Consider the following 17,918-nt stretch of genomic DNA (forward strand, 5'->3'; position numbering starts at 1 on the left):
AATGCGGAAGAGAACTAGAGCCAGTAATCCGTGATGTACTTCTCGCCTTCATCACAGAAGAAAGTAACGACGTTCTCAACTCCGTACTTCTCTTGAAGTCGCTTCGCAGCGATGAGGTGAGCACCTGAGGATGGCCCGACAAAGATTCCATGCTCGTTGGCCAGTCGACGCATCTCAACGATTGATTCTTCAGAATGAACGTCCACAAACCCATCGATCACATCTCGATGGCGCTCGATGATTCCTGGCACGAATCCATCTGCAATTCCTTCAATAAGATGTTTGGCAATCTCTCCACAAAGAATCGTGCATGACTCTGCAGGTTCCAGCGCAATGACTTTACATGCGGGGTTTGCTGCTTTGAGTGCCTGCCCCACTCCGATGATAGTTCCGCCAGTGCCAATGCCTCCAATGACCAAGTCAGGCTTTACGGGCATCTGGCGGAGTATCTCTTGGCCCAACCACTCACGGTTCTCGTCAACGTTCCACTCGTTATCAAATTGCTGTGGAGCAAAAAAACCAGGGAGCTGACCTACGCGTCTTGCCTCAGCGAGTGCATCGTTGACGTGGAAATCTCCCATCATGTGAACTTCCGCGCCGAAGGCACGCGAGATGGCGGTTCTCTCTGGACTCATTCCATCAGGCATGACGACAATCATTTTGTAACCCTTTACAGCAGCAACCATGCTCATCGCGTTTCCCGTATTGCCACTTGATGCCTCAATGATTGTGTCCCCTGGCTTAAGCAAACCTTCGGTTTCGGCTCGCTCAATAATGTACTTGGCTATACGCGCCTTGATAGAGCCAGAAGGATTGAGGTATTCCATCTTCACCCATATGCCCTCAATCTGAATGAGCGGTGTATCACCAATAGCATCCAAAATATTTTTCACGCAAGGTTCCTCTGTTCTATGTGCATCCCGTGAGAGGAGCAAATCCTAAGGGCTAACCCAGCTATTGAGAAGGAACGCGATTACGCACAGATTTCAGCATGGCCGTGAGTACAAGAAACAGGAAGGCGCCTAGAGAGATCGCAACCATCGCCCGACCTATATTTACGAAGAGATCATTGAAAAACATGAGGAGGGATGCCGGAGGAAGAAGTAAAAGCCTCCATTTCCATCCTCTGCTCAAAATCGTTTCTAACTCTCGGTTGAGCGCTGGACCGCGTCCGAGCACGACGGGCAATAAGTAGGTAAGCGCGCCTAATAGTGTTGGGAATAGGAATAAGGTGAAAAGTAAGAGTATGTGTCCTTCAAGCGCGACGAGTACCTTCTCGGGAGATTTATACGAGAATTGGAGCGCAATATCGACAAGTAGCAAAACTCCTAATCCAACTGCGCCCGTCAAAAGCATCCATGACCCAGGACGATCAGGCTGCTTCTTCTGCATCGTGAGAATTGCTGGCGTAAGCGTGATGGATGCACCGATCAAGTAAATCGCTAGCGAAATTCCAAAGAGGATCTGCCAATTTTCAATTGCTGCGAGTATCGACAGACTGGTGCCCATCAGAATAAATCTCAAACCGATGACTGCGGCTCGAATCGCCCGCTCATGCATCGGAGTCCGCAAGACGGTTGGCCAGAGTGTGACGAGAGTTCCGATAACAGTGATTCCCACCCAACCAAGAAGATTGGCATGAAGGTGAGCCAGTGCCAATCTCGGTTGCATCAAATCTTCATCAGACTTGAAAGAGTCGATGACTCCCAGGGTAATACCAACCAAAAGGAATAGGGCAGCAAATTGATAATACCTAAGCAAGTCAATGAATCGCTTATTGAGGGATCTCTTTATCGCGATCGAAATCCCCTGCAGGAAATAGATTACTGTGCAGACCATTAGTGAGGCAAAAAATAGAATGAGCCACTTCGCATGAGCCGATACTGAAATCAAAACTCCCACAATTGAAATGTTGAGTAAGAGAATGATTGCCATCTGGCGATTGTGATTTTGCGATCGCGTCCAAAGAAGCGCGCGAATGAAGTGATCGCTCCAGGTTATGATCGCGTTTGTCACGGCACCCAACAAAAGTAAGTGCACGGTCAGCCACGGAGGCTGACCGTTATGTTCACCGCGCTGGACAGCTCCCGAAATTAGAGCTGCCACAAGATAGAGAACAACGGAAGCGTTCGCACGTAAGTGCCAATCTGCTCGACCAATGCCTGAGGCCATGCCTTAAAGTATCGGAAGGTACCTGTCTAACTCGTATGCGCTTACCTGGTGTCGGTAGTCATCCCACTCCGCCCGCTTATTTCGCAGCACATATTCAAATACATGCTCGCCCAGAGTTTCACGGACTAATTCACTCCGCTCCATGGCAATAATCGCCTCATTTAGATCGCTGGGAAGGGCCGGAGAATTATCAGACTCAGAGAGCTCGTAGCCTTCAGCAACTCCTTTCAACCCCGCCGAGAGCATGACGGCGTAGGCCAAATATGGATTACAGGCAGAGTCAGGGGAACGAAATTCAATTCTTGTCGAGTTTTCTTTCTTGGGTTTGTACATGGGAACTCGGACTAGAGCACCTCGACTACTACGTCCCCAGTTTGCGAGCGCCGGGGCTTCTCCACCTCCATGCAGACGTTTATAAGAGTTAACCCACTGATTAGTGATCGCGGTTATTTCAGATGCATGCTTGAGAAGGCCGGCTATAAATGATCGGCCGACTTTGGACAAATTGTATTCGTCCTGCGGATCATAAAATGCGTTGTTCTCTCCCTCGAAAAGTGAAACGTGAGTATGCATTCCAGAGCCTGGGTGGTCAGTAAATGGTTTTGGCATAAAAGACGCATGGAATCCGTGATCCAACGCAACTTCCTTAACAACGTGACGAAATGTCATGATGTTGTCTGCGGTGCTCAAGGCATCTGCATAGCGCAAATCAATTTCCTGTTGGCCAGGTGCCCCTTCATGATGGCTGAATTCGACGCTGATTCCCATCGACTCCAGCATCGTGATCGCTTGCCGTCGAAAATCATGGCCAATAACTGCCGGGGTCTGATCGAAATATCCCCCCGAATCAATTGGAACTGGACGCTTGCCAGGTTCGGGGAGTTCTTTGAACAAGAAGAATTCAATTTCTGGGTGGGTGTAACACGTGTACCCCATCGACGCTGCTTTGTTGAGAGTCCGACGAAGGACGTGGCGCGGATCGGCAAGAGATGGAGAACCATCCGGCATCACAATGTCACAGAACATTCGGGCGGCACCGGGCACTTCAGTTCGCCACGGAAGAATTGCAAAAGTGCTCGGATCCGGCTTTGCGAGCATGTCGGACTCGCTTACCCGTGCAAAGCCTTCGATTGCAGAGCCGTCGAATCCAATCCCCTCTTCAAATGCGTTCTCAATTTCGGCTGGAGCGATGGCCACAGATTTTAGAAATCCCAGCACGTCGGTAAACCAGAGACGGACGAAACGGGTATTACGTTCTTCAAGGGTACGAAGAACAAATTCCTCTTGCTTGGTGACTTGGGCATCACTACTCATAAGCACATAGTTTCAATACTGCGTTACGGCTGTGTTAAATAACAAAAAACTCCGAGGTGTCCATGTTGGTCCGATCCCGCACATCCTTGGTAATGACCATATTTGCCCCAATCACAGCCCCGCTACCAATGCTCACATCGCCTAGGACACGGGCGCCAGCCCCAATAGTGACGCTATCTCCGAGTGTGGGATGGCGCTTACCTTTCCTATAGGAGCGCGCTCCCAGGGTGACATCGTGATAAAGCATGACATCATTGCCAATAATCGTCGTCTCGCCGATGACAACGCCCATGCCGTGGTCTATGAAGAAGCGACGCCCGATTGTTGCGCCAGGATGGATTTCAATTCCCGTCGCACTTCGGGTCAGGTTTGACCAGATTCGCGCGATTGTTTTGAGGTCATGAGTCCAGAGCCAGTGAGCCATACGGTGTCCCCAGATCGCATGCAGACCCGGATAGGCAACAAAAACCTCAAACTTATTGCGAGCAGCAGGATCGCGCGCCATAGCAGTCGCAATATCTTCTCGAATGTTTAGACCCATGAATTACTCTGCCAGATCTTGGTAGAGAGGGGTTGAAAGGTATCGCTCGCCGAATGAGGGCAAAATGACGACAATGATCTTGCCGGCAAACTCAGGACGTTTGGCAACTTGCGCTGCCGCCCACAGTGCTGCACCTGAAGATATTCCAGCGAGAATCCCCTCTTCGGCACCTGCGCGGCGCGCATAGGCAAATGCGTCTTCGGCAGAAACATCGAAGACTTCGTCGTAGATAGATCGGTCCAGATTGTTGGGGATGAAGTTCGCACCGATTCCTTGAATAGGGTGGCCGCTCGCGCTTCCACCGGTAAGCAGTGGCGAAGCCGCTGGCTCTACCGCAAAAATTTTGATGTCAGGATTTCTCTCTTTGAGAACTTGGCCGATACCCGTAATCGTTCCACCAGTGCCAACTCCCGCAACAACCGCCGCCACGGTGCCATCGGTATCACGCCAAATTTCCTCAGCCGTTGTCTTACGGTGAATTTCTGGGTTTGCGTCGTTGTCGAATTGACGCATGATGACAGCATCTTCTCCAACTCCCAATTCTTCAGCCTTCGCAATCGCACCACGCATGCCTTCGGCAGCAGGAGTCAATACGAGTTCGGCCCCAAAAGCGCGCAGGAGCATGCGTCGCTCCTTTGACATTGAATCGGGCATAGTCAAAATGACTTTGTAACCGCGAGCGGCGCCGACCATAGCAAGTGCGATTCCAGTATTTCCGGATGTCGCTTCCACAATCGTTCCACCAGGCTTTAGTGCGCCTTTTTGCTCAGCCGCATCAACCATCGAAATTCCAATACGATCCTTGACCGAAGCAGTCGGGTTATAGAACTCAAGTTTGGCGTAGACGTCTGCCGCCGCGCCATCTGTAATACGGTTGAGACGGACAAGAGGTGTGTTACCGACGACCTCAGTGATGTTCTTGTAAACCTTCATGATTTCTCCAATGCCATAGATATGTCATATTCAAGTTAAATATTTTTTGTTAGAGGATTGTGCTAAAAGTTAAAATTTAAAAAGGCGAAGAAAGCAATTAAGAACGGCAGGCGCAGGTACTTGCGCGCCCAAAATCAATTACGCGTCTACGCGTAAAGAGCCAATTGCTTATTTCTTGCATGGGACAATGTTAGCAATGTAATACGAATACGCCACTTGCGAACGGCTCGCATCAAGGGCCGATTAATAACCTTGCTCGAACCATCTTGATGTAATTGGCAAGCGACGATCCTTACCAAATGCCCTGGTAGAGACCTTTGTGCCCGGTGGATACTGGCGGCGCTTGTACTCCGCACGATCCACCAGCGAAATAACGCGCGAAACTAGTGCAGGATCAAAGCCAGCAGCAATCAACGAGGATCCGCTTTCATCGCCCTCGACATAGCGAAGCAAAATGGAATCAAGTAGGTGGTATTCGGGTAGCGAATCAGAGTCCTTCTGTCCGGGTCGCAATTCCGCACTCGGCTCCTTCGCGATGGAGTTGCTGGGAATCGGAGCAATCTCTCCACGCACGAGAGCCTGCTCATTTCGCCACTTTGAAAGTGCCCATACATCCGTCTTGTAAATATCCTTAATGGGTGCGAAGGCACCAACTGCATCGCCATAGAGCGTGGAATATCCAACCGCTAGCTCGCTCTTATTTCCCGTAGCAAGAACGAGGTGACCTTCCTGGTTGGAAAGACCCATCAATACAACGCCGCGGACTCTTGCCTGCAGATTCTCTTGCGCGATGCCCTCAAGTTTGACTGACTCGAGAAAAGCACTAACCATAGGTTCGATTTCAATAACTCGAAAGTGGAGCCCAGTGTTCTGGGCTATGGCATGAGCATCATTCAGGGAGTGATCGGAAGAGTACTTACTGGGGAGCCCGACGCCATAAACATTCTCCGCGCCAATCGCATCAACTGCGATAGCTGCAACCAGGGCTGAATCTATCCCGCCCGAGAGGGCGATGATCACTGTCTTGAAATTATTCTTATGCACGTAATCGCGAACTCCAACTACCAGTGCTTGCCAGACTTCGGCGAGATCATCCAATCGAGGGGCGATCTCATTCAAAGATGTACTGCGACCTTGGATAACTTCATTGTGAATAACCAGATCAGGCTTTGAGGTATGGGGCTCCAATCCCAGATCAACGATGAGCAGATGATCTACAAAACGTGGTGCTCGTGCCAGAACCTTCCCGTGGTGGTCTACAACAATACTGTCGCCATCAAAGACCAGATCATCCTGGCCGCCAGTCATATTCACATACGCCAGAGGAGCCCCGACCTCAATCGCCCGCTGCTTCACAAGAGCGAGTCGGACGTCATCCTTATTCCGCTCGAATGGGCTTCCGTTTGGAACTACTAGAAGTCCAGGAGTTCGTGAAGCTAATTCCGCGACTGGGCCACCCTCTTGCCAGATGTCCTCGCAGATCGCAATACCAACGTCAATTCCGTGCACGCGAACCACAAGAGATGAATCGCCAGGAACAAAATTCCGAAACTCATCAAAAACGCCGTAGTTAGGGAGATGGTGTTTTACATATCGAGCGCGGACTTTTCCACCCTGAATGATTGCCACCGCATTTTGTGGCGCACCCTCAGGTTGCCCCAATCGATTCGCCGCATTCGTCGCCTCATCTAGGTAGCCAAGAATGAGAGTTAAATCCTCGAACCCCTCATCTGCGCATTTCTGAGCGATCTCATCAATAACTCTCTTGCTCGCTGCTCGGAATGCTGGCCGCAACGCTAGATCTTCCACTGGGTATCCAGTCACGGTCATCTCAGGGAAAACGACAACGTCGGCTCCGGATTGGTGGGCTCGGCCGACGTAATTCAGTACCAGATCGGAATTGCCACTCAAGTCCCCCACAGTGGGATTAATCTGCGCAAGTGCCAATCTGAGTTGGGACATGACTTAAGAGTAACGGTGGCGATAGAGTAAACCTGAATTCCCAGGGACCTGATTCGCAGGCCTTGAGGTAGGAGGTCTCATATGTCTAATCAGAACCGCGTATTCGGAGATGGATCCCGTCGCATCACCATCCGAGATCTGGCAGAGGCAAAAAAATGCGGCAAAAAATGGCCAATGCTCACCGCCTACGAACAGATGAGCGCCGATATCTTTGATGAGGCGGGAATTCCGGTACTCCTTGTCGGAGATAGCGCAGGCAATAACTTTCTGGGTGAAGAGAACACCATCCCGGTTACCGTTGATGAAATGATTCCCCTCGTACGGGCGGTGGTCCGAGCCTCACGTCGAGCCCTCGTTATTGCCGATCTCCCCTTTGGATCCTATGAGGCATCTCCCGAGCAGGCGCTTGCAACATCGGTGCGATTTTTTAAAGAGGGCGGCGCACATGCGGTGAAATTGGAAGGCGCTCAAATAGAACAAATTGCCAAACTCACCCAATCTGGGATTCCAGTAATGGGCCACTTGGGACTAACGCCACAGTCTCTCCATCAACTTGGCGGATACCGAGTCCAGGGACGCGATGATGGAGAAACCATTCTTGAAGCAGCTCTTGCGCTCCAAAATGCGGGTGCATTTGCCATCGTCCTAGAACTGATCCCGGCGGATCTTGCAACCAGAATCACAAAAGCTCTCTCGATTCCAACGATTGGGATCGGAGCAGGAAATACTTGTGATGCGCAAGTACTCGTGTGGACGGATCTGATGGGACTCACAAAGAAACCACCTCGCCTTGCAAAGGCATACCTCAATTTGCGGGAAGAAATGCTGGCGGCAACTCGGGAGTGGGCTAATGACGTCATTCATGGAACTTTCCCGGGTCCCGAGCAGACATTCCTTTAAAGGAGATGACTCACTCCTACCTGGCTGTGCTGTGCATGCCATCCAAGAAATAGAGAAGTGAAAATTCGAGAAATAAATGCACTAATCCGACAAAAGATTTCCGTAGGATCTACAAAAATGAAATCGAATATTTTCCGTGAAAGCACAAAAAAGTAAAAAAGTAATTCGCGACACGCACTTAAATATTTCTCACACAATGCTGGCAATATGCACCAACTACTGACACGCTTATCCCTGAACAGGTCCGGTGACGGATCGGACCATTCCGATTGGAGAAGTACGTGGCTGCAGCTAAGAAATCTGCTCCAAAGCGCAAGAAGGCCGCTGTGAAAGTAGCAGCGCCAAAGCGTCGCAAGAAGGCCGCTGCTAAGAAAGTAGCAGCACCAAAGCGCAAGAAGGCCGCCGTTAAGAAGGCAGCACCAAAGCGCAAGAAGGCCGCTGCTAAGAAGGTTGTTGCCAAGAAGGCAGCACCAAAGCGCAAGAAGGCCGCTAAGAAGGTTGTTGCCAAGAAGGCAGCACCAAAGCGCAAGAAGGCCGCTAAGAAGGCTGTTGCCAAGAAGGCAGCACCAAAGCGCAAGAAGGCTGTTGCCAAGAAGGCAGCACCAAAGCGCAAGAAGGCCGCTAAGAAGGCTGTTGCTGCTCCTGCAGCTGCACCAAAGAAGCGTCGTCGCAAGAAGGCAGTTGCTGCCAAGTAACGACATTAAAAAAGACCCGCCACTTGTGGCGGGTCTTTTTTTGTCTACTTTTTTGTCGGTCTATCTCGTAATATTTTTACTCTTCTGGATTTGCCCGCAGGGCAATCCCAACCTTTTCAAATATTTGGGCCAGGGCAATTTGATCGGCTTTGGTTAGGTGGTCAACGAACCGAGTACGGACACTTTCGACATGATCTGGAGCCGCCGCAACTATGGCTTTCCATCCTTTCGGGGTCATGACTGCGAAATATCCTCGTCTATCGGCGGGACAAGCTTCGCGCCTTATCCACCCGGCCTGCTCCATCACCTTCATGCGATGAGAAAGGCGAGAGCGAGAGAGCATGGCGATATCGGCCAATTCACTCATCCGCATTTTTCGCCCCGGCGCATCGCTGAGTTGGGCGAGGATTTCATAGTCGGGCAAAGATAGGTCGTGGCCGGCAAGATCGATATCTAGGGCTTCCAGAAGTCGTCGACTAGCGACGATGTAACTCCGCCACGCTCTCATTTCGACTGGATTGAGCCAGCGAGGAGGCGTTGACGTAGCGTTTTGACGTACCATGTGGCAAGTGTAGCAAATAAGTTGAAATTTCAACTAGTTTTCTTCAAGATATGCGCGAGCCCTGCTGACCTATTAGTGACTTAAGTTTGACGAAAGAGATGTGTTCATGAAAAGTGGAATTGATACCGCCTTTGTAGATTCAACCGTCCGGGTTCAAGATGATCTTTTCCGTCATCTCAACGGCACCTGGCTCAAAACGCATGAGATACCAGATGATCGTGCATCAGATGGAGTCGGGTACAAACTCTACGAAGAGGCTGAAGCGCACGTTCGAGCAATTATTGAAGGTCCTGCCAGCGGAACTGATAGCCAGAAAATTAGCGACCTTTATTCCAGTTTCATAAATGCCGAACGTATCGAATCACTAGGCGCATCCCCCATCGCTTCCTACCTAGCAAAGGTCGATCAAATCGAATCGTGCTCGGATTTTCTACGGACTCTGGGTGAGTTAGAACTGGATGGTTTCGGGGGTATCTTCGCCGCCGAAATTTCGACTGACCATATGGACTCTCTTTCAAACATTATCTATCTAAGTCAAGGCGGTCTCAGTCTGCCGGATGAGGCCTACTACCGAGAGGATCAATACGAACCAATCCGAGTCGCCTTCCTCGATCACGTAACGAAGATGTTTGGACTGATCGGAATAGAGAACGGACAGGAGCACGCGAACCGAATCCTTGCCCTGGAAACCGAAATCGCACGTCACCACTGGGACCAGGTGCGAGATCGTGATGCCACCCTTACCTATAACAAATTCACTCGCTCCGAACTGGACTCCCTCTCCCCTGGGTTCGACTGGAAAGTTTGGATGGATGGCTGTGAAATGCCAACCTCCGGATTTGAAACCACGATTGTCCGAGAGCCAGATTTCTTTACCGGAATCGGTCAGCTGCTCTCCGTTTTCGACCGCGAATCCTGGTGCTCCTGGCTCAAGTGGCAAGTGATCAGCGGAGCTGCTCCCTATTTGCACGATTGCCTCGTTCAACAAAATTTCTCGTTCTACGGAACCACCCTCTCTGGAACAGTTCAGATCCGTGCTCGATGGAAGCGGGCAGTCTCTGTCGTCGAAAGTGCTTTAGGTGATGGCGTTGGTCGGATCTATGTGGAACGCCACTTCCCACCGCAAGCAAAAACCGAAATGGAGGCCCTGGTCGCCAACTTAGTGATCGCATATAGCGAAAGCATCACCAACCTTTCCTGGATGAGTGAACCCACCAAGAAAAAGGCGCTGGAAAAGCTGGCCAAGTTCACTCCCAAAATCGGATACCCGGAGAAATGGCGCGATTACGCGAAGTTGGTTATCTCCCCCGTTGATCTCATGGGGAATATGGCACGGATTGCTAGGTTCGCGCGCGATTACGAGTTGGCAAAAATCGGGGCACCAGTAGATCGGACCGAGTGGTACATGACCCCTCAAACGGTCAACGCCTATTACAACCCAGGAATGAATGAGATTGTCTTCCCTGCCGCCATTTTGCAGCCGCCATTTTTCGATATGGATGCGGATGATGCAGTCAATTACGGCGGAATAGGTGCAGTGATTGGCCACGAAATCGGACATGGCTTCGATGACCAGGGCTCTAAATACGACGGCGATGGGAATCTCAATGACTGGTGGACGCAGGCTGATCGAGATGAATTCGAAAAGCGGGCAAACGTATTAATTGCTCAATACAACGCATTAGCGCCCGCAGAGGCCCCTGATATAACCGTAAATGGGGCTCTCACGGTAGGAGAGAACATCGGTGACCTCGGAGGGCTCAGCATCGCCTATAAAGCCTACAAATTGGCTTTAAAGGGTGAACCAGCCCCAGTGTTAGACGGATTCACAGGTGATCAACGCTTTTTTCTTGCCTGGGCACAAGCATGGAGAGGTAAAACTCGACCTGAGGCAGTTCGGCGGGAGATCGCTACAGATCCCCACTCTCCCCATGAATTCCGGACCAATCAGATCGTGCGAAATATGGCCGAGTTCTACACCGCATTTGGGGTTGTTGAAGGCGATGCTCTCTATTTAGCTCCACACGAAAGAGTGCAAATCTGGTAAAGGGAGTTGCCGCTATTCGCTGTTAAGATTTATACATTCGCAATGCCCGACCCATTCCACAATAGAAGCCAGACGAGACCGAAAAACGGTCGGAAGAACTAAAGGAGTTTGTATGAATAAGACCCTGATCGCGGTCACTGTGATCGCCGGCCTCGCCCTGACCGGTTGCGGCAATACATCTGAACCAGTCGCCACCCCGACCGAGAGCGCCACTCCCTCTGCTACTCCCACAGTAAGCAACGCCTTTGGGTCCCCAATCACAGTAGGCGAGGGAATAACGGTAACCATTTCTAAGCCAACAACTTTTGTTCCGGGCACGTTCGCCTCAAATTACCTCCCCGGCCAAGCCGCGAATGTCTTCACTGCGACCTTGAAAAACGAGAGTGGGTCAGAAATTGATCCATCAACCTTCTCACTCGTTGCCAGTTCAGGAGCAAATACCTGTACTGACGTACTCGACGGAGATAACGGCATTAGCGGTGCGCCTACTGAGCCGATCGCCACTGCCAGTGAGGTTAGCTTCAAGTTTGCCATCGGCTGTGATGCAAAAAGTGGTCAACCTCTGCATATTGATGTCACCATCGGCTCCAACACCGCTGCTCTAGATGGGACAGTCGCCTAAATCTAAGTAGTAAAAAGCCGGCCCTGGAAAATCCAGGGCCGGCTTTTATATTGAATTAGAAATTATTATGCGGGTTCAGGAAAGTGACAGGCCAGGCGATGATTTGGTGCGATCTGAATGAGGGCGGGGACTTCTGTGCGGCACTTGTCCTGAACTTTCCAGCAGCGGGTGTTAAAGACGCACCCGGAGGGCGGATTCATCGGGCTGGGCAAATCGCCAGAAAGAATAATCCGCTCTCGCGAGCGACCCTTAATCGGATCCGGCACCGGAACGGCAGAGAGCAATGCCTTTGTATACGGGTGACGCGGACTTAAGAAGAGATCTTTCTTATCCGCTTGCTCCATCACCTTGCCTAAATACATAACGACTACTCGATCTGAAATGTGCTGCACAACCGATAGATCATGGGCAACGAAGAGGTACGCCAACCCAAATTCTTCCTGCAGGTCATCAAGGAGATTTACCACTTGCGCCTGAATCGAAACATCCAAGGCCGAAACGGGTTCGTCAGCCACGATTAATTTCGGCTTGAGGGCGATGGCGCGCGCGACTCCAATGCGCTGGCGTTGTCCACCCGAAAACTCATGCGGATAGCGGTTGACGTGTTCTGGGTTGAGACCCACTCGCTCCATGAGGCGCTCGACTTCTTTTTTGACACCCCCTGCAGGTTTAATTCCTTGAATATCAAAAGTGGCACCGATCAGAGTGCCCACTGTTTGACGCGGGTTGAGGGAGGCAAAGGGGTCCTGGAAAATCATCTGCATCTGCGCGCGCAGCGGTTTCATCTGCCGTCGGCTCAGATTGGTGATGTCCTGACCCTGGAAAATGATCTTTCCTTCGGTTGGTTCGTACAATTTAAGAACAGTTCGTCCTGCCGTCGTTTTGCCGCAGCCGGACTCGCCAACCAGGCCCACAGTCTCACCGGGGAGAATCTCCAGATCAATGCCGTCAACCGCCTTGACAGTGCCTTTCTTCTTATTAAAAAATCCACCAGAGGTAGAGTCGAAGTGCTTTTTCAAACCTTCTAGTTTGAGAATTGGCTCGGTCACCCTTGGCCTCCCGCGGAAGTACGCGCCTTCACTAATTGCGCTTCGGTTAAGTGGCAACGGGAGAAATGTCCCGAAAGCTTCTCATCTAGGTCTGGCACCTGCGTCGCACACTTATTGTTGGGGACAAGTTCTGAATAGGTACAGCGCGTGCGGAAAGCACAACCGCGTGGAAGGGAAATCAATGATGGCGGTTGACCGGGAATCGCTTGTAAGCGCTTGCCCTCCAACTGATCGACACGAGGAATCGAATTGAGCAGTCCGATTGTGTACGGGTGATCAGGCAGGTAATAAATATCGTCAATGGCGGATTGCTCGACAATCTTTCCTGCATACATAACACAGGCGCGATCGGCGACTTCTGCCACCACTCCTAAGTCGTGCGTAATCAGAATGACCGCCATATTGAACTCTGCTTGCATATCCTTGAGAAGTTTGAGGATCTGCGATTGAACGGTCACATCAAGGGCGGTTGTTGGCTCATCCGCAATGAGCAAAGACGGATTATTAACCAGAGCCATTGCGATCATGACCCTCTGACGCATACCTCCCGAGAATTGATGCGGGAATTCTTTGACTCGCTTTGCGGCTCCCGGGATTCCGACCAAATCAAGCATCTCTACTGCTCGCTTGATTCCATCGGCTTTCGAGCCTTCATTATAAAGACCCCAGGCCTCGGCAATCTGATCGCCAATGGAGTAGTAAGGGTGAAGCGCCGACATGGGATCTTGGAAAATCATTGCCATCGACTTGCCACGAAGTTTACGAACAACTTCCGGATTGGCAGAAATCGTGTCGATGGGTCCGGTCTCTAAATTCAAAATCGCCTGCCCTGAAATGTTGGTTGCATTGCGGTTGTGCAGTCCCATGACCGCCAAACTAGTCACCGACTTACCGGATCCGGATTCACCGACAACTGCCAGTGTCTCACCGCGGGCCACGGTGAACGAGATGTCGTTGGAGGCTTTGACCAAGCCATCCTGGGTCGGAAAGGAGACGGAGAGATTCTTTACCTCTAGAAAGGGCTTCATCCAACACGCACCCTGGGGTCGATGTATGCGTATAAAATATCAACTACTAAGTTCATAACGACGACGAAAGTCGCCGCCAAAATTGTGGTCGAGACGATCACCGGCAGGTCATAATCAATGAGCACGGCACGAAGTGAGAGCCGACCAAGGCCAGGAAGGTTGAAGATCTGCTCGGTAATGATCGCACCGCCAAGAAGTCCAGCGAAGTCCAGCCCAGCGATTGTCACAATTGGTGCCAGTGCGGCACGGAGTGTGTGCTTACGAAGGATCACCTTCTCGCTCAATCCTTTGGCACGTGCGGTGCGGATGTAATCTTCACTTGAGGTTTCAATGACATTAGAACGAGTAAACCGCGTATAAGTGGCGGCAAATGCGAGAGCCAGAACGATCCACGGGAGATAGAAATTCTTGACCCAGCCGATCGGGTTGGTGAAGGGCGATACCCAACGCCCAGACTCAATTGGATTAATCATGCCCAGTCGTAGCGCTAGCAGGTAAATCAAAAGACCTGAGATAAAGGTTGGCAGTGAAATGCCGACGAGAACAAAAACAGTGCTTGCCTTGTCCTGCCATTTTCCCTGCCGCCGCGCCGCCAGAACACCAAGCGAGATTCCAAGTAAAAGCCAGAGAACAAATGCCCCAATAGCAAGACTGAAAGTGACTGGGAATGCCGACCTAATTAATGTCGTGACGCACTCATGCTTGTTAAACGAATATCCAAAAGCTGGCGCCGAACATTCAATCTTGGCCGCACCATCTCCATATTCCCGCCCCACAAAAAGGCCCTTGACAAATCGACCGTACTGAACTTGCACCGGAACATCTAAGCCCAGGCGATGGCGATTGGCCTCAACGACGGGAACGGAGCAACCCTTTCCGCAGGTTAAACGGGCGGGGTCCATCGGGAGAAAAGCGAAAATTAAGAATACCGACATACTCACGAGAGTGATGACGACGACGGTTGCCGTCAATCGCTTAAGTACGAATTTAAACATTCTCACCCTCTCGCTTAACCGTAGAACTTCTCAATAATACTTTGGCGTAGTTGAGGGTGGCTCTTAATGGAGCCACCCTCAACCAACGTTACCTAACTTTTCCTAACGATCCGACTTAGGCCTTTACGAAGAGAGAGCCGAACCCGAAGGTTCCCTGTGGCTCCCAGTAGAAGACGCCGCCAACTTCAGAGCCCCATACACCCTGGCCCTTACCGAATACTGGACGGATAATCCAATACTGGTCCATTGCGTACTGCGCGAGCTCTTTCCACATCGCAGCTTGCTTAGCGCGGTTGGTCTCATTCAAAGCCTTATCTGACTTGGCCTTAAATGCTGCGTAGGCAGGATCATCCCAGTTCTGCGACAAGTTAAATCCTGCATCCTTGACGAAGAGCGGAGGAATAACCGTTGACGCATTTGCCCAGTCAGCACCCCAGCCACCATAGGAAAGGTCATTCTGCTTGGTGATGTCCATGACTGTGGAGTAGTACTGACCAGATGGGATGAAGTTGAACTTCATCACAATTCCGGCCGCGTCCATAGCAGTCTTGATTAGAACGGAAGCTTTCTCGTTGGTTGCTGTTTTGGGAAGGTCATAAACTAGTCCCTTGGCCGGATTTGTTGCTCTGTCATAAGCGGCCGGGCAAGAACTCTTGGCTGTGGCCAGAAGTGCTTTTGCCTTGGCTGGAGCTCCGTTGATGTTCCAGGCTGGGTCATGGATATTTCCCTTGGTCTTGGCATAGTCAAGACCAAGTACTGGCTTGACTGGACTATCTCCTGGAACGCCGTAGAAAACGGTGCCACCGGAGAGGTCAATGAGTGCCTGCGAGTCGAAGGCAAAGAAGACAGCTTTACGTATGTCAAGGCAATCCAACTTGCCAGCAGAGACGTTGGCCGCTGCATAGCGAACATATGGATCAAATACGTTGTAGCGCTGTTTTGCCTTTGATGAGTCAGCAAAGAATGCCCGCAAGTTGGTTGGCTGTAGAGCATCTAGATCGACAGTGTTTGGAATGCTGTCGTCCAACATGATCTGGTCAGCAACGTCCTGTGAAAGTCCAAAGCGGACGACAATATTATCTGGATAAGGAGTACGTACCTTGTCGCTGGATTGCTTCCACTTTGCGTTACGGACCAATTCCATAGTGTCGCCGATCTTGTAACGGGCAATCTTGTATGGTCCGTCTGAATATGGACGCAGGTCGTACTTGTCACCGGTGTCCTTTGAAGCCTTCACTGGCGCACCTGCTGGATAAGTAAGTGCGTAGTTGAAGTCAGCAAATGAGCGGTTCAAATTGAATGTGACAGTCTTTCCCTTACAGGTAACTGCCTTGTTGTACAGAGCCTGTCCGGTCTTCTTGTATGGACCCTTGTATACAGAACTTCCATCGGCTGCCTTAGGAATCCGCAAGGCGCCTACCAAGTACTGCGGGCCATCTGTGATGACGTCAGAAGCAAAGGCTCGCGAAACGCCGTATTTCACATCGGCACAAGTAACTGCAGAGCCATCTTCCCAGGTGCTGCCCTCACGCAAAGTGAACTTCCAGGTCTTTGCGTTATTGCTAGGCACACCAGTATTGGTCGCTAGGTCGGCTACAAGTGATGAGCCTGCCGCACCCGGAACTGGCTTATATGAAACCAGGTTGCGATATAGGTATGAGTTGAAGAACGCGATGTCGCGACCAGTATAAATACGGGCTGGATCTACGTGATCAAACTGTTCTGCGTGGGTAATGAAGTACAGAGTGCCACCTTTTTTGGATGTAGCAGCGCTCGCACTAGTCGTCGTTCCTACTAGCGCGACGGCAGCGATTAATGCAGTGGCTGCGGTCGTAGCTATGAGGCGACGGTTTAAATGGCGCTTTGCCATTTTTGAACCGGACATGTGTCCTCCTTGTGGATAGTTCATTCCAGTTCGCGGCCGCGGACTGGACTTTTGCCCAATAACTGCGAAGTTGGTGAACTACTGCGCAGAGGTAGATATGGGTCATTACTTCCCGTATCGCTACGGAAACCTGGTTTTCTTATCATGACGGACCCGCTTTCGGGTCAAGCGCATCACGCAGCGCATCACCAAATAAGTTAAGCGAGAGCACAATAGTTACGAGATAAAGCGAGGGAATGATGAGATAGGCAGGATCGCTGCGCCAGTAAGTCACTGCATCAGCCAGAACTAGACCGAAGGTCGAAGCCGGCGCCTGCACGCCTACCCCTAGAAATGAGTAGACCGCTTCGGCTGCTAGATATCCGGGCAACGAGATCGACAAGAAAACAATGGCCGTGGGCCATAAATTTGGAAGTAATTCCTTGGTGATAATTCGGAAACTGGAAGCCCCTAGTGCCTGTGCCGCCATCACGAAGTCGCGCTCACGCATGCTAAATGCTTGCGACCGGATCAAGCGAGCAAAGCCCATCCAGCCAAAAAATAGAAAGAAGAGAATCAGAACCACGATTCGAGCGCCGTTATCTTTAGCAATTCCTAGTGCCTCAATCCGTTGAGTCATGGGAAGAATCAGCGCAAGAATCATGAAGGTGGCAGGGAAAGAGAGCATGAAGTCTGAAATGCGACCAACAATTGCATCGACCTTGCCACGGAAATATCCAGTCGATATTCCAATCAACATTCCCAAGCCGATGGAAGCCACACTCGTGATAATCGCAACGGTAAATGAAATGCGAGAGCCATAGAGCATGAGTGAAAGAAGGTCGCGTCCTGCTCCCGGCTCGACACCAAGTGGGTGTGCCAGTGAGATGCCACCTGAAGCACCGATTGGCATGGCAAACTCGTTAAGAGTTTCTGGATAAGTTTTTGTGTTACTTAGACTAAGAATGCGGGTAATGACAGGCGCAAGGTAGGCGATGAGAATGAAAAATAAAGCGACGCTTGCAGCGACCACGCCGACTTTGTTCTTCTTAAATCTCATCCATGCGATCTGGCGGGGCGTGCGTTGGATAATGGGCGCATCAATCAACAGATCATCAATGATGGCTTCATCTAGGAGGGCTTCTTCTGACATCGCCGTTACCTCCGTTCCACACGCGTATGAGGCCCATCAAAAAATGAAGAGCCTGGATTAGTACCGAACGGTAGCCAAGAT

The 17,918-nt window shown here is 50.9% G+C and carries 16 protein-coding genes; 4 read left to right on the top strand and 12 right to left on the bottom strand.

The window, feature by feature from the left end:
* Positions 1-14: 14 nt before the first annotated feature.
* From VMW30_08040 to VMW30_08065, 6 genes are all read right to left on the bottom strand, one after another.
* Positions 15-893 carry a cysteine synthase family protein gene (locus tag VMW30_08040; GenBank protein ID HUW88305.1) on the bottom strand — a complete coding sequence of 293 codons (879 nt, stop codon included), beginning with the start codon at positions 891-893 and terminating at the stop codon, positions 15-17.
* Positions 894-954: 61 nt separating this feature from the next.
* Positions 955-2,172, bottom strand: a complete 1,218-nt coding sequence (locus tag VMW30_08045; protein HUW88306.1) for a hypothetical protein — start codon at positions 2,170-2,172, stop codon at positions 955-957.
* A gap of 3 nt (positions 2,173-2,175) precedes the next feature.
* A complete protein-coding gene (locus VMW30_08050) occupies positions 2,176-3,486 on the bottom strand; it encodes a glutamine synthetase family protein (protein HUW88307.1) in 1,311 nt (436 codons plus the stop codon).
* Positions 3,487-3,520: 34 nt separating this feature from the next.
* Positions 3,521-4,027 (bottom strand): serine O-acetyltransferase, encoded by a 507-nt coding sequence (gene cysE / locus VMW30_08055; protein HUW88308.1) that lies wholly within the window; start codon positions 4,025-4,027, stop codon positions 3,521-3,523.
* Positions 4,028-4,030: 3 nt separating this feature from the next.
* On the bottom strand, positions 4,031-4,960 hold the full coding sequence (gene cysK, locus VMW30_08060) for a cysteine synthase A (protein ID HUW88309.1): 930 nt from the start codon (positions 4,958-4,960) through the stop codon (positions 4,031-4,033).
* Between the two features lie 243 nt (positions 4,961-5,203).
* Positions 5,204-6,922, bottom strand: coding sequence for an NAD+ synthase (locus VMW30_08065; GenBank protein HUW88310.1), 1,719 nt, complete (start codon positions 6,920-6,922; stop codon positions 5,204-5,206).
* A gap of 81 nt (positions 6,923-7,003) precedes the next feature.
* Here VMW30_08065 and panB point away from each other — a divergent pair, with 81 nt between their 5' ends.
* Positions 7,004-7,822, top strand: coding sequence for a 3-methyl-2-oxobutanoate hydroxymethyltransferase (gene panB / locus VMW30_08070; protein HUW88311.1), 819 nt, complete (start codon positions 7,004-7,006; stop codon positions 7,820-7,822).
* A 281-nt stretch (positions 7,823-8,103) separates the two neighbouring features.
* Positions 8,104-8,517: a hypothetical protein gene (locus VMW30_08075; protein ID HUW88312.1), complete on the top strand. Its 414-nt coding sequence runs from the start codon at positions 8,104-8,106 to the stop codon at positions 8,515-8,517.
* A gap of 76 nt (positions 8,518-8,593) precedes the next feature.
* Here VMW30_08075 and VMW30_08080 read toward each other — a convergent pair whose 3' ends face one another.
* Entirely contained in the window at positions 8,594-9,079 is a 486-nt protein-coding gene (locus VMW30_08080; GenBank protein HUW88313.1) for a MarR family transcriptional regulator, read from the bottom strand.
* Between the two features lie 106 nt (positions 9,080-9,185).
* Here VMW30_08080 and VMW30_08085 point away from each other — a divergent pair, with 106 nt between their 5' ends.
* A complete protein-coding gene (locus tag VMW30_08085; GenBank protein HUW88314.1) occupies positions 9,186-11,126 on the top strand; it encodes a M13-type metalloendopeptidase in 1,941 nt (646 codons plus the stop codon).
* A 112-nt stretch (positions 11,127-11,238) separates the two neighbouring features.
* On the top strand, positions 11,239-11,748 hold the full coding sequence (locus tag VMW30_08090) for a hypothetical protein (protein HUW88315.1): 510 nt from the start codon (positions 11,239-11,241) through the stop codon (positions 11,746-11,748).
* A gap of 65 nt (positions 11,749-11,813) precedes the next feature.
* Here the strand turns inward: VMW30_08090 and VMW30_08095 are convergent, their stop codons facing one another.
* The 5 genes from VMW30_08095 to VMW30_08115 form a co-directional block, all read right to left on the bottom strand.
* Positions 11,814-12,797, bottom strand: a complete 984-nt coding sequence (locus VMW30_08095) for a dipeptide ABC transporter ATP-binding protein (GenBank protein ID HUW88316.1) — start codon at positions 12,795-12,797, stop codon at positions 11,814-11,816.
* Entirely contained in the window at positions 12,794-13,825 is a 1,032-nt protein-coding gene (locus tag VMW30_08100) for an ABC transporter ATP-binding protein (protein ID HUW88317.1), read from the bottom strand. The genes VMW30_08095 and VMW30_08100 overlap by 4 nt, the downstream gene beginning before the upstream one ends.
* Positions 13,822-14,820 carry an ABC transporter permease gene (locus tag VMW30_08105; protein ID HUW88318.1) on the bottom strand — a complete coding sequence of 333 codons (999 nt, stop codon included), beginning with the start codon at positions 14,818-14,820 and terminating at the stop codon, positions 13,822-13,824. Before VMW30_08105 ends, VMW30_08100 begins: the two co-directional genes overlap by 4 nt.
* 115 nt (positions 14,821-14,935) lie before the next feature.
* Complete coding sequence (locus tag VMW30_08110; GenBank protein ID HUW88319.1) at positions 14,936-16,705, bottom strand: ABC transporter substrate-binding protein; 1,770 nt, start codon at positions 16,703-16,705, stop codon at positions 14,936-14,938.
* A 142-nt stretch (positions 16,706-16,847) separates the two neighbouring features.
* Positions 16,848-17,837 carry an ABC transporter permease gene (locus VMW30_08115; protein HUW88320.1) on the bottom strand — a complete coding sequence of 330 codons (990 nt, stop codon included), beginning with the start codon at positions 17,835-17,837 and terminating at the stop codon, positions 16,848-16,850.
* Between the last annotated feature and the right edge of the window lie 81 nt (positions 17,838-17,918).

Source organism: Candidatus Paceibacterota bacterium (assembly GCA_035530615.1).
In the GTDB taxonomy this organism is placed as follows: domain Bacteria; phylum Actinomycetota; class Actinomycetes; order Nanopelagicales; family Nanopelagicaceae; genus QYPT01.

Excerpts from the sequence above, each read along its gene's own strand:
- VMW30_08045 (HUW88306.1), bottom strand. The coding sequence starts at position 2,172 with ATGGCCTCAGGCATTGGTCGAGCAGATTGGCACTTACGTGCGAACGCT.
- VMW30_08050 (HUW88307.1), bottom strand. The coding sequence starts at position 3,486 with ATGAGTAGTGATGCCCAAGTCACCAAGCAAGAGGAATTTGTTCTTCGT.
- cysE (HUW88308.1), bottom strand. The coding sequence starts at position 4,027 with ATGGGTCTAAACATTCGAGAAGATATTGCGACTGCTATGGCGCGCGAT.
- cysK (HUW88309.1), bottom strand. The coding sequence starts at position 4,960 with ATGAAGGTTTACAAGAACATCACTGAGGTCGTCGGTAACACACCTCTT.
- VMW30_08065 (HUW88310.1), bottom strand. The coding sequence starts at position 6,922 with ATGTCCCAACTCAGATTGGCACTTGCGCAGATTAATCCCACTGTGGGG.
- panB (HUW88311.1), top strand. The coding sequence starts at position 7,004 with ATGTCTAATCAGAACCGCGTATTCGGAGATGGATCCCGTCGCATCACC.
- VMW30_08080 (HUW88313.1), bottom strand. The coding sequence starts at position 9,079 with ATGGTACGTCAAAACGCTACGTCAACGCCTCCTCGCTGGCTCAATCCA.
- VMW30_08085 (HUW88314.1), top strand. The coding sequence starts at position 9,186 with ATGAAAAGTGGAATTGATACCGCCTTTGTAGATTCAACCGTCCGGGTT.
- VMW30_08090 (HUW88315.1), top strand. The coding sequence starts at position 11,239 with ATGAATAAGACCCTGATCGCGGTCACTGTGATCGCCGGCCTCGCCCTG.
- VMW30_08100 (HUW88317.1), bottom strand. The coding sequence starts at position 13,825 with ATGAAGCCCTTTCTAGAGGTAAAGAATCTCTCCGTCTCCTTTCCGACC.
- VMW30_08105 (HUW88318.1), bottom strand. The coding sequence starts at position 14,820 with ATGTTTAAATTCGTACTTAAGCGATTGACGGCAACCGTCGTCGTCATC.
- VMW30_08110 (HUW88319.1), bottom strand. The coding sequence starts at position 16,705 with ATGTCCGGTTCAAAAATGGCAAAGCGCCATTTAAACCGTCGCCTCATA.
- VMW30_08115 (HUW88320.1), bottom strand. The coding sequence starts at position 17,837 with ATGTCAGAAGAAGCCCTCCTAGATGAAGCCATCATTGATGATCTGTTG.